The following is a 10,525-nucleotide window of genomic DNA, read 5'->3' on the forward strand; positions in this document are numbered from 1 at the left end:
GCGACGGCCGAAATAATCCCGGAGATTATTGCTGCTGCAGCGGCTGTACCGGCTTCTGCAGCAGCGTCGCGACCGGAGAAACGACCGGGTTTGGCCAGCTGCCTCCGATGAAGAAAGGCAGCATCGGCAACTCGTCCGCATCGGAGGGCGATGTCGCCTCGATCGCGCCGGAAAGAGCAAGGCCATTGGTGCGGAAGGGAACGACGCCGTTGAACGTGATCGTTTCGTTGCGTCCGGCGATCGAGGCATTCTTCACTTCGGCGGATCCCTTCGCAAAACTTGCGTCGACATTGATGCTGTCGAAGTCGAAGGATGCATTGGCGATGTCGCTCATCCGGAAGAAGGTTTTTTCAGCTGCAAGCGTCCGGAAGCCGGAAATGTCGAACTCGCGGAACGTGCCTGCCGTCGAACTGAAATGCAGCGTGCCGGCGACATCGCTGAGGGTTGCGACCCAGATCGGTTTGGAGGTGCCGAGCGACAGATCCAGCGACCCCGACGTCGGCATCGGCAGCGGGCCTATCAGCTTCAGCCGGGTGAAGAGACCGCCGAAATCTGCATTTCTGATTGAAATCTGCAATTTGCCGCCGCCGTCGAAATCGCCGGGGGCGACCTCAAGGTGAGCGGTCAGCGAACCGCTCTCGAAGCCGCTGTCGCCGATATCGAATTTCGCCTTGCCGCCCGCCACAAGCAGGCTGGCGCCGATATTTTCAAACTGGAAGGGACCGAGTGCCGCCTTGTTCGACGATAGGCGCAGATCGAGGTCGAGCCGCTGCAGCGGATTGCCGTTGAGCAGCGCATCGATGGCGGTCTCGGCGGCAAGACGCATGGAGAAGGCGGCGAGGAACGGATTGAGATTCATCTGGTCGAAGGCGAGCGTGCCGGAGATCTTCGGCTTGCCTGCCGTCGTATAATTCAGATCCATGATGCCGGACGCCGTGGAATCATTGACCTTGAAACTGAGATTATTGAAGCGCAGGCCCTTCTCGATCGCCGCAATATCGGCGCTGAGCGAAACATTCTTGAGGGCATCGGCCGCTGGCAGGTGCTGTCCGCTCCAGGCCAGGAACGAGGGCACATTCGGAACGCTGAGCTCCAGATTGCCCGCAAAGGCTGAAAAGTCAGACAGGCTGGTGACGCCGGAATAGGTTCCGCTGATCAGCGATGAGGCAAGGCTCGTCTTCGCGTCGACGCTCTTGCCGGCGAAGAACAGCAGAGGCTGAGCGGAATCGAAATTGAGCTTGATGTCCTGGCCGTTGAAGCGCGCGAGAATGACGGCAGCCATCGCCTGCGAGAGCCGCGGCCATGAAATATCGGCATTGACGCCATTCAGCCGGTAGATATTGCCGCTGCGTTCATCGGTCATCTCGACGCTGCCATCCTCGATGGTCAGCATGCCGATGGCTGCATCCTGGTCCTTGCGCATCGATATGCCCTGGCCGGAAGACGCTTCCGCCTGGGCGATGGCCTTGGAAAGACGGCCTTCATTCGTCCAGTCGATCAGGCCGTTATCGTCACGGCGGATATAGAGGATCGGGCGCAGGAAATGAAACTCATGAAAGCGTGCATGGCCGCGAATGGCCGACCAGAGCGAGAAATCAGCGGAAAGACTGTCGACATGGCCGAGAACCTTGCCGTTCCGCGTCGGCTCGCGGATGGTCACGCCATTGAGCGTGACGCGCGCCGTCGGCCAGAATTCCAGCGTCGGATCGCCGTCGATCTGGGCGCGATATCCCGTCCATTCCGACAGTGCCTTCTCGATACCGGAGCGCACCAGCCCGCTGGAAATCAGGAAAGGCGCAGTCGCTCTGAAGACAGCGAACACAATGAGAATCGTGAGAAGAATGATGCCGGTTGTGCGGGCAACGGCAGGCAGCCAGCGCGAAGCCGATCGCATCGTAAACCACCATTTATTGTTTTTCGAAGCTCTCATGATCCCGTGGAGACTCGCGAACTGAAAGGGATAATCTGCCTGCGTTTGCCGGATATAGGAAATGTTTGCCGGATGCAAACATCACACACTGGCAATACCCGCAGCACCATGATTTTATAATGCGCTGCAGCATCGCTATATCAAGCGAAAAGCGGGAGGGAGAAATATGCAGGATCAGCAGCCGCTTTGGACGCCGTCGGAAGAGTTCCGCAGCCAGAGCCCGATGTTTGCCTTCATGGAACAATGCAACCGGCGTTTTGGCCTTTCGATGTCGGATTTCGCCGGGCTTCACGCCTGGTCCATTGCCGAACGAGAAAAATTCTGGACCGAAGTCTGGGATTTCTGCGGTTTGAAGGGCAAGCGGGGAGAGAGGGCGCTGATCGACGGCGACATCATGCTCGAGGCGCGCTTCTTTCCCGATGCCGAGCTGAATTTCGCCGAAAACCTGCTGTCGAGGAGCGGCGAGGGTGATGCGCTGGTATTCTGGGGCGAGGACAAGGTGCGTGATCGCTGGTCATGGGACCGGTTGGCCGCGATGGTATCGCGCCTGCAGCAGGCCTATCGTGCCCTGGGCATCGGCAAGGGCGACCGTGTGGCGGCGATGATGCCGAACATGCCGGAGACCATTGCCTGCATGCTGGCCGCCGCCTCGATCGGCGCGATCTGGTCTTCCTGTTCTCCGGATTTCGGCGAGCAGGGCGTCATGGACCGTTTCGGCCAGATCGAGCCGAAGCTCTTCATCGCCTGCAGCGGCTATTGGTATGGCGGCAAGCTGCAGGACGTCACTACGAAGGTCAGCGCCATCGCGCAGCGCCTGAAAGCGCCCACCGTCATTGTGCCCTACGCCGGCAATGCCGCCGCGATAGTCGCGGCTACGCCGAATGCGCAAACTCTTGAGGATATGGTCGCGCCCTTCGAGGTGAAGGCCGTCGAATTTGTGCCTGTAGCGTTCTCCCACCCGCTGTTCATCCTGTTTTCCTCCGGCACCACGGGCGTTCCGAAGTGCATCGTGCATTCCACCGGCGGCGCACTGCTGCAGCTGATCAAGGAACACCGCCTGCATTGCGGCGTCGTGCCGGGCGAGAAGGTCTTCTACTTCACCACCTGCGGCTGGATGATGTGGAACTGGCTGGCGACCGGCCTTGCCGCCGGCGCGACGCTCTGCCTCTACGACGGATCGCCCTTCGCGCCCGACGGTAACGTCCTGTTCGACTACGCGCAGGAAGAAAAATTCGCAGTCTTCGGTACCTCGGCCAAATATATCGACGCAGTTCACAAGAGCGGCCTTACGCCGAAGACGTCGCATGACCTTTCGAGCCTGCGATTGATGACCTCTACCGGCTCGCCGCTATCGCCCGAGGGCTTCACCTTCGTCTATGAGGGGATCAAGGACGATATCCAGCTGGCCTCGATTTCCGGTGGCACGGATATCGTCTCCTGTTTCGTGCTCGGCAATCCCCTGCAGCCCGTCTGGCGCGGCGAGATCCAAGGGCCGGGGCTTGGCCTCGCCGTCGATGTCTGGAACGACGAAGGCAAGCCGGTGCGTGGCGAAAAGGGCGAACTCGTCTGCACGAAGGCCTTCCCCTCCATGCCGGTCATGTTCTGGAACGATCCGGAGCGCGCCAAATATCGCGCCGCCTATTTCGAGCGTTTCGACAATATCTGGTACCACGGCGATTTCGCCGAATGGACCGTTCATGGCGGCCTCATCATCCATGGCCGCTCGGATGCGACACTCAATCCCGGCGGCGTGCGCATCGGCACCGCCGAGATCTACAATCAGGTCGAGCAGATCCCCGAAGTTCTGGAAGCGCTGTGCATCGGCCAGGATTGGGACGACGATGTCCGTGTCGTGCTCTTCGTACGGCTTGCTGCGGGCGTGTCGCTGACGGAGGATCTCGTCAAGGCGATGAAGACCCGCATCCGCACCGGCGCTTCGCCGCGTCATGTGCCGGCCAAGATCATCGCCGTTGCCGATATTCCGCGCACGAAATCCGGCAAGATCGTCGAGCTTGCCGTGCGCGAGGTGGTGCATGGCCGCCCGGTCAAGAACAAGGAGGCGCTCGCCAATCCGGAAGCGCTGGATCTCTTTGCCGGGCTGGAAGAACTCAAAAGCTGAGCTCGTCCCTAAAATTGAGGGGCAAACGATGACCCTCCGCTGGTAACCCCGTGTTAAGAAAGCTTGGTCAAAGGTAAAGGCCAACTTGAGACCGTTCGCATGAGCTGGAGCGGATTGGAGCCGCCCTGGCTCCCGAGACATGAAGTTCACCGACTCGAGCTTGCTTTAGACAGCATCAACTTCAAAGGCAGCGCGGTTCGCTGCCTTTTTTTCGTTTCACCGTGCAGGAAAGCGCCTCTGCTCTGTACATCGGCCTGCCGAACAAGTATGTGCAGGCCTGAAGAAGAGGTTCGCGACGTGCGAACCACGATGATCGCCGCCTGAGGGTGTGCGAAGAATTCCGAAAGACAGATGATGACTGATTTCGAAGGCATCGCTCCTGCGATTGCCGAGGCTTTGTCGAAGCGTGGTTATGAAACGCTGACGCCGGTACAGAAGGCGATGCTCGATCCCGGCCTCGCCGGCAAGGATGCCCTTGTCTCGGCTCAGACCGGTTCAGGCAAGACGGTTGCCTTTGGTCTGGCGTTGGCGCCCGGCCTGCTCGACGGTGCCGAACGCTTCGGCCGCGCCGGCGCTCCGTTGGCGCTGGCGATCGCGCCGACCCGCGAACTGGCGCTGCAGGTCCAGCGCGAGCTGGAATGGCTCTACGGCCTGACGGGGGCGACGATCGCCTCCTGCGTCGGCGGCATGGACATGCGTACGGAGCGGCGGACATTGGAACGCGGTGCCCATATCGTCGTAGGCACGCCGGGGCGTCTCTGCGATCATATTCGCCGCAATTCGCTCGATATCTCCGAACTGAAGGCCGTCGTGCTTGATGAAGCCGACGAGATGCTCGATCTCGGTTTCCGCGAAGATCTGGAGTTCATTCTGGAAGCAGCACCCTCCGAGCGCCGCACCCTGATGTTTTCCGCAACCGTGCCGCGCTCGATCGCCAAGCTTGCCGAAAACTACCAGCGCGATGCCGTCCGCATCGCCACCGCCTCCGAGGCCAAGCAGCATGTCGATATCGACTATCGCGCGCTGACCGTGGTACCGAGCGACAGGGAAAACGCCATCATCAACGTGCTGCGCTACTATGAGGCGCGCAACGCCATCGTCTTCTGCTCGACGCGCGCTGCCGTCAATCATCTGACGGCGCGGTTCAACAATCGCGGCTTTTCGGTCGTAGCCCTGTCGGGTGAGCTCAGCCAGAACGAGCGCACGCACGCCCTGCAGGCCATGCGCGACGGCCGCGCCCGCGTCTGTATCGCAACGGACGTCGCGGCCCGCGGTATCGATCTGCCGGGGCTGGAACTGGTCATTCATGCCGATCTGCCGACCAATCCGGAAACGCTGCTGCATCGCAGCGGCCGCACCGGCCGCGCCGGCAACAAGGGCGTCAGCGCCATGATCGTGCCGCTGAGTGCCCGTCGTCGCACCGAACGCCTGCTGGAAGCCGCCCGCATCCGCGCCACCTGGGCAAAGCCGCCGTCGGCCGACGAGGTGAGCCAGCGTGACGACGAGCGTCTTCTCGCCGATCCCGTCTTTACTGCTGCGCTTGCCGAAGACGAGCAGTCGATCGTGCAGCAGCTGCTGCAGCGCCATGGCGCCGAGCAGGTCGCCGCCGCGTTCCTGCGGCAATACCGCGCCGGTCACTCCGCGCCCGAGGAATTGCAGGACGTGCCGGCAGAAGGCGAGCGCAGAAAGCCGCGTCGGGATGACTTTCCGGTCACGCCTCGCGATGAGGGCTCGTCTGCGGGACGCAACGATTTCACCGATGGAGCCTGGGTATCGCTCTCTGTCGGACGCAAGCAGAATGCCGAGCCGCGCTGGCTGATTCCCATGCTCTGCCGCAACGGCAACCTGACCAAGCGCGACATCGGTGCCATCAAGATGCAGCCCGAGGAGACTTTCGTCGAGCTCTCTCAGGAGAGTTTCGAGCGCTTCCTCGCGGCCATCGGCCCGGACAAGACGCTGGAGCGCGGTATCCGCGTCAAGCCGCTTGCCGGCATGCCGGATTTCCAGCAGGCCAAGCGGGAAGGCGGCTTCGCAAAGAAGAAGCCCTTCGCCGACAAGGGACCGCGTTCGAATGACGGCCCGAAGCCGAAATGGAAGTCCGACCGCAAACCGGAGCGGGCGCATGCAGGCGAGGGCGGCGTTTCCGAGCGCTCCGACAAGAAGCCCTGGGCGAAAAAGCCCGGCAAGCCGGGCTTCGCCAAGAACGACGGCCCGCCAGCAGGCAAACCGAATTCAAGGGCCAAGCGCAAGGCCGAGCGGGCGCAGGGAAATTAATTTCTATCTCCGTGTTCAAGGGGGCGGCCGCCCCCTTGGCGCTGTCTCCACATCTCCCGGCAAGAGGAGACCGGTGTTCCGGCCTGCTACTCGAAGAAGATCAGGCTTGCCGGCGATGGTGGTAGCGGCTTTATCCTCACATTATGAAAACCGGCGCGCCTAGCCATCTCGGCCAGGTCCTTCTGCGTGTAGGCCTCGCCTCTTGGCGTACTCGCCAGCATCTCCCATGAGAAAGCGGCTGGGAAGGGCGGCGATATGAGATCGTCGTTCGGCACGAAGTCCACCGCAACCACCTTGCCCTCGGCGCTCAGGGTAGCCCGGCTCTTCCTGAGCAATCCGGCGCAGGTTTCCAGGTCGAAGTGATGAAGGAAGTTCGGCAGCAGGATAAGATCATAGTCCGTGCCCCAGTCGACTTCGAATGCGCTGCCCGGAACGAGCTTGTAGCGTTCGGCAACGCCAAATTGCTGCGCGTTTTGTTTGGCCAATTCCAGAACGGAGCCCCAATCGACTGCAACGATCTCGGCCGAAGGAAAAGCCTTCGCCATCTCGATCCCGAAAAGTCCGTGCCCTGCGGCAATATCAAGTATCTTCCTTGGCTGTATGGGCAAGTTGGCCATTTCGGCGGCGAGGCCGATCGCGCTGCCGCCTATGAACGAGCCCATGCCGCGAGCAAATTTCACCCACACCGGATTGTCCGGAGACATGTTTGCCAATCCAATGGACCCGCCATTGCGGACATAAGAAGCCGGATCGCCCAGGATCTGCCTGAGGATTTCCGGTGCGGCCAGGAACTCGATGGCCGCGCCCATATAGGCCGGCGAATGCCGGTCGAGGAAGGCTCGGCTGGATGGTGTCAGAGCGTATTGATTGCCTGTTTTCGTGAGAAAGCCGTTCACAACGAGATAGTCGCACAGAATGCGCACGCCTCTTTCAGCTGCATTTGTTGCGGCCGCCAAGGATGCCGCATTGCTGCCGTCACCGATCAGAGTAAAAAGATCGAGTTCTATGGCGGCTACGATGGCAGCCGTCTTTCGGCACGCAAACATCGCATCGACCACCAGATTAGGTGAAACTTCGCCCACGTCTGCTTCTACTGCCGTCGTTGACATTGGATCCCCCCCTTATGTGCCCAATGACCGACCGGAATAGTCGGTCGCAATGATGAGTTATCTCACAAAAGGCGACTGAGTTTAAGTTTGTCGTCGCTAATACTGCCGAGACACATCAGATATTCTGGCGGCACGGCCGAAGTCATTCATGCGGCCCCAGCATCACTGGCAGGCCTATGAACATCGTCCATGGTTCGGAAAACAGCGGCAGCAAGCGGTTATCCGGCTTGACATTTGGATAATGTCGAGCAGAAAATTAATTATGGGGTTGCGATCACCCCACGAGGCTACGGCTGAAGAATCGCGTCCGTGAAACCGAGCCAACGGAGGACGCGCTATGCCGTCATTTCTGGAAATTACACCTGACAAGCTGAACCGTATTATCGGCACGCCCAACCTGCCGACGATCATCGACGTCCGCACCGACGAGGATTTCGCTGCCGATCCCCGTCTCATTCCCGGCTCGATTCGTCGCGACTATCGGACGGTCACCGACTGGGCGAGCGAATTGGCTGGGCCAGCCATCGTCCTCTGCCAGAAAGGACAGAAACTCGGTCACGGGGTTGCCGCTTATCTCCGGATCTTCGGAAAGGAAGCGGAGGTTCTTGAAGGCGGTTTCGAGGCATGGCGGAGCGCAAGAGGCGCGCTGATCCCCGAAGAGAAACTGCCCCCTCGCGATGACAAAGGGCGGACCGTATGGGTAACAAGGGCGCGGCCGAAGATCGATCGCATTGCTTGCCCATGGCTGATCCGGCGCTTCGTCGATCCCTCAGCGATCTTCCTGTTCGTTCCGGCGGTCGAAGTTACGGCTGTCGCTGATCGCTTCAAGGCGGTACCCTTCGACATCGAGGATGTCTTCTGGAGCCATCGCGGCGAGTTGTGCACCTTCGATGTCATGGTCGAAGAGTTCGGCCTCGGCACCGAGCCTCTTCTTCACCTTGCGACCATCGTTCGTGCCGCGGACACATCTCGGCCCGAATTGGCGCCTGAAGCACCCGGACTGCTTGCAGCCTCGCTCGGGCTTTCGCGGATGTTCAACGACGACTTGGAGCAACTGGAGGCCGGCATGACATTGTATGACGCCTTCTATCGTTGGTGCCGCGACGCGACGGAAGAGACGCACAATTGGCCCAACCCGAGGAAGGCATAAGAGACCATGACGGACCTCATAAAGAACACGGCCGCGCGACCAAGCGCGGCTGAACAGGATATCGTTCCCCTCAGCGAAGCCATAAAGGTCTGGACCCGTGTAGCCGCCCTAAGTTTCGGCGGACCGGCTGGGCAGATCGCCGTCATGCACCGCATCGTCGTCGATGAAAAGAAATGGGTAGGAGAGCATAGGTTCCTTCATGCCCTGAACTACTGCATGTTGCTGCCGGGTCCGGAAGCGCATCAGCTTGCCATCTATATAGGCTGGCTGCTGAACAGGACCCTGGGCGGCATGATCGCGGGTATTCTATTCGTGCTGCCGGGCTTCCTGGCGATCCTCGCGCTCAGTTATGTCTACGTCCTGTTCGGGAACCTGACCTTCATCGAGGGGATGTTCTTCGGGCTCAAATGCGCCGTGCTGGCGGTCGTAATCCAGGCCGTCTTCCGCATCGGCAGCCGAGCCCTCAAAAACAACGTTATGGTTGCATTGGCCGCCGTAGCTTTCGTGGCGATCTTCTTTCTGCACGTTCCGTTTCCGCTCATCATCGTTGGGGCCGGACTTATCGGCTATCTCGCCTCTCGCGGAGGGATCGCTGCTTTCAGGATAGGTGGCGGACACAAGTCGGGCTCCGGGACGATCCTCGAGGATAGCGACTCCGTTCTTGGCGAGGAGATCCCCTTGCACGCTCGACCGAACCTCGCATGGTCTCTGAAGACGTCAGGTGCATTGGCGGTCGCCTGGCTCATTCCGGTTGCGGCCCTCCTGCTGACCCTCGGTCCCGATAACGTTTTTTCCAAGATCGGCATATTCTTCAGCGAAATGGCAGTCGTAACCTTCGGCGGCGCCTACGCCGTGCTGGCCTATGTCGCGCAGGAGGCCGTGCAGCAGTTGGGCTGGCTGCGGCCGGGCGAGATGCTGGACGGACTGGGAATGGCGGAAACGACCCCTGGACCGCTGATCATGGTCACGCAGTTCGTTGGGTTCCTGGCGGGTTATCGCAGTCCCGGTACCCTCAACCCTCTCGCGGCAGCAACCTTTGCCGCCTTGCTGACGACATGGGTCACCTTCCTGCCGAGCTTCCTTTGGATTTTCGCGGGCGCGCCATTCATCGAGAAGATGCGTGGGAATGTCGCGCTGACCGGCGCCATGTCGGCGATAACGGCGGCGGTAGTGGGCGTCATCCTCAATCTCGCGATTTGGTTCGGGCTCCATGTGCTGTTCCGTGAGACAGCAAGTTTCACCTATGGTTCATGGACGATGGACGTGCCCGTCCTGACGTCGCTTTCACCGCCCTCGCTCATGCTGACCCTGTTGGCAGCGATGGCCATCTTTCGCTTGAAGATGTCAGTGATATCGACCTTATTGGCATCCGCCGCTTTGGGCGTCGGCTGGACTGTCTTCGTTTCCTGACGGCAGAGACACTCACCGCGCTAGTGGCCCGGAGTGGAGATTCGTCTCCTCCCGGTAATTTGCAGGGATCTCGCGACTGAGGCAGAATGCAGCCTTCGAGCAGGGAGTGAATGGAGTGGCGTGCCCATGCTGATCGGCTCATGTCATTGCGGCAAGACGGGCTGGAGGCTCGAAGGCGATCCAGGCTCGATTACGGCCTGCAACTGCACGCTCTGCCGGCGCTACGGCACGCTGTGGGCCTATGATTACGAAGGAGAGCGGGTCTCCGTCACTGGCCGGACCGCCTCCTACACCCGCGTCGGCAAAGACAAGCCATCCCTCGAAATATTGTTCTGCCCATCCTGCGCCTGCGTCGTGAGCTGGCGCGGCCTGCGGCTGCAAAAGGATGGTCGCCGGCGCATGGCCGTCAACGTGCGGCTGGCGCCGCCGGATCTCGTCGCCGACCTGCCGATCGATCATTTCGATGGGCTCGACACGTTTGAAGACTTGCCTTCCGACGGGCGATGCGTGCGCGATCTCTGGTTCTGATAGGG

At 60.6% G+C, this 10,525-nt stretch carries 7 protein-coding genes; 5 read left to right on the forward strand and 2 right to left on the reverse strand.

Features of this window, described 5'->3' with window-relative positions; all coding sequences use genetic code 11:
* Positions 1–25 precede the first annotated feature (25 nt).
* Positions 26–1,930, reverse strand: a complete 1,905-nt coding sequence (locus DQ393_RS24725; RefSeq protein ID WP_112344409.1) for an AsmA family protein — start codon at positions 1,928–1,930, stop codon at positions 26–28.
* Positions 1,931–2,096: 166 nt separating this feature from the next.
* Here DQ393_RS24725 and DQ393_RS24730 point away from each other — a divergent pair, with 166 nt between their 5' ends.
* Both DQ393_RS24730 and DQ393_RS24735 read left to right on the forward strand, forming a co-directional pair.
* Positions 2,097–4,049, forward strand: a complete 1,953-nt coding sequence (locus DQ393_RS24730; protein WP_112344339.1) for an acetoacetate--CoA ligase — start codon at positions 2,097–2,099, stop codon at positions 4,047–4,049.
* A 354-nt stretch (positions 4,050–4,403) separates the two neighbouring features.
* Positions 4,404–6,323: a DEAD/DEAH box helicase gene (locus DQ393_RS24735; RefSeq protein ID WP_112344410.1), complete on the forward strand. Its 1,920-nt coding sequence runs from the start codon at positions 4,404–4,406 to the stop codon at positions 6,321–6,323.
* Positions 6,324–6,409: 86 nt separating this feature from the next.
* On the opposite strand, the gene DQ393_RS24740 is transcribed toward DQ393_RS24735, so the two are convergent.
* A complete protein-coding gene (locus DQ393_RS24740) occupies positions 6,410–7,432 on the reverse strand; it encodes a class I SAM-dependent methyltransferase (protein ID WP_112344340.1) in 1,023 nt (340 codons plus the stop codon).
* Between the two features lie 337 nt (positions 7,433–7,769).
* Here DQ393_RS24740 and DQ393_RS24745 point away from each other — a divergent pair, with 337 nt between their 5' ends.
* The 3 genes from DQ393_RS24745 (at position 7,770) to DQ393_RS24755 (ending at position 10,520) form a co-directional block, all read left to right on the forward strand.
* Positions 7,770–8,582 carry a chromate resistance protein ChrB domain-containing protein gene (locus DQ393_RS24745; protein ID WP_112344341.1) on the forward strand — a complete coding sequence of 271 codons (813 nt, stop codon included), beginning with the start codon at positions 7,770–7,772 and terminating at the stop codon, positions 8,580–8,582.
* A 6-nt stretch (positions 8,583–8,588) separates the two neighbouring features.
* Positions 8,589–9,992, forward strand: a complete 1,404-nt coding sequence (chrA, locus tag DQ393_RS24750) for a chromate efflux transporter (protein WP_112344342.1) — start codon at positions 8,589–8,591, stop codon at positions 9,990–9,992.
* 126 nt (positions 9,993–10,118) lie between these two features.
* On the forward strand, positions 10,119–10,520 hold the full coding sequence (locus DQ393_RS24755; protein ID WP_112344343.1) for a GFA family protein: 402 nt from the start codon (positions 10,119–10,121) through the stop codon (positions 10,518–10,520).
* Positions 10,521–10,525: the final 5 nt, after the last annotated feature.

It is taken from the genome of Martinezella tropici (genome assembly GCF_003287875.1).
Classification (GTDB): Bacteria; Pseudomonadota; Alphaproteobacteria; order Rhizobiales; family Rhizobiaceae; genus Rhizobium; species Rhizobium tropici_C.

Coding starts and splice junctions, on each gene's coding strand:
- DQ393_RS24725 (WP_112344409.1), bottom strand. CDS start 1,930: ATGAGAGCTTCGAAAAACAATAAATGGTGGTTTACGATGCGATCGGCT.
- DQ393_RS24730 (WP_112344339.1), top strand. CDS start 2,097: ATGCAGGATCAGCAGCCGCTTTGGACGCCGTCGGAAGAGTTCCGCAGC.
- DQ393_RS24735 (WP_112344410.1), top strand. CDS start 4,404: ATGACTGATTTCGAAGGCATCGCTCCTGCGATTGCCGAGGCTTTGTCG.
- DQ393_RS24740 (WP_112344340.1), bottom strand. CDS start 7,432: ATGTCAACGACGGCAGTAGAAGCAGACGTGGGCGAAGTTTCACCTAAT.
- DQ393_RS24745 (WP_112344341.1), top strand. CDS start 7,770: ATGCCGTCATTTCTGGAAATTACACCTGACAAGCTGAACCGTATTATC.
- chrA (WP_112344342.1), top strand. CDS start 8,589: ATGACGGACCTCATAAAGAACACGGCCGCGCGACCAAGCGCGGCTGAA.
- DQ393_RS24755 (WP_112344343.1), top strand. CDS start 10,119: ATGCTGATCGGCTCATGTCATTGCGGCAAGACGGGCTGGAGGCTCGAA.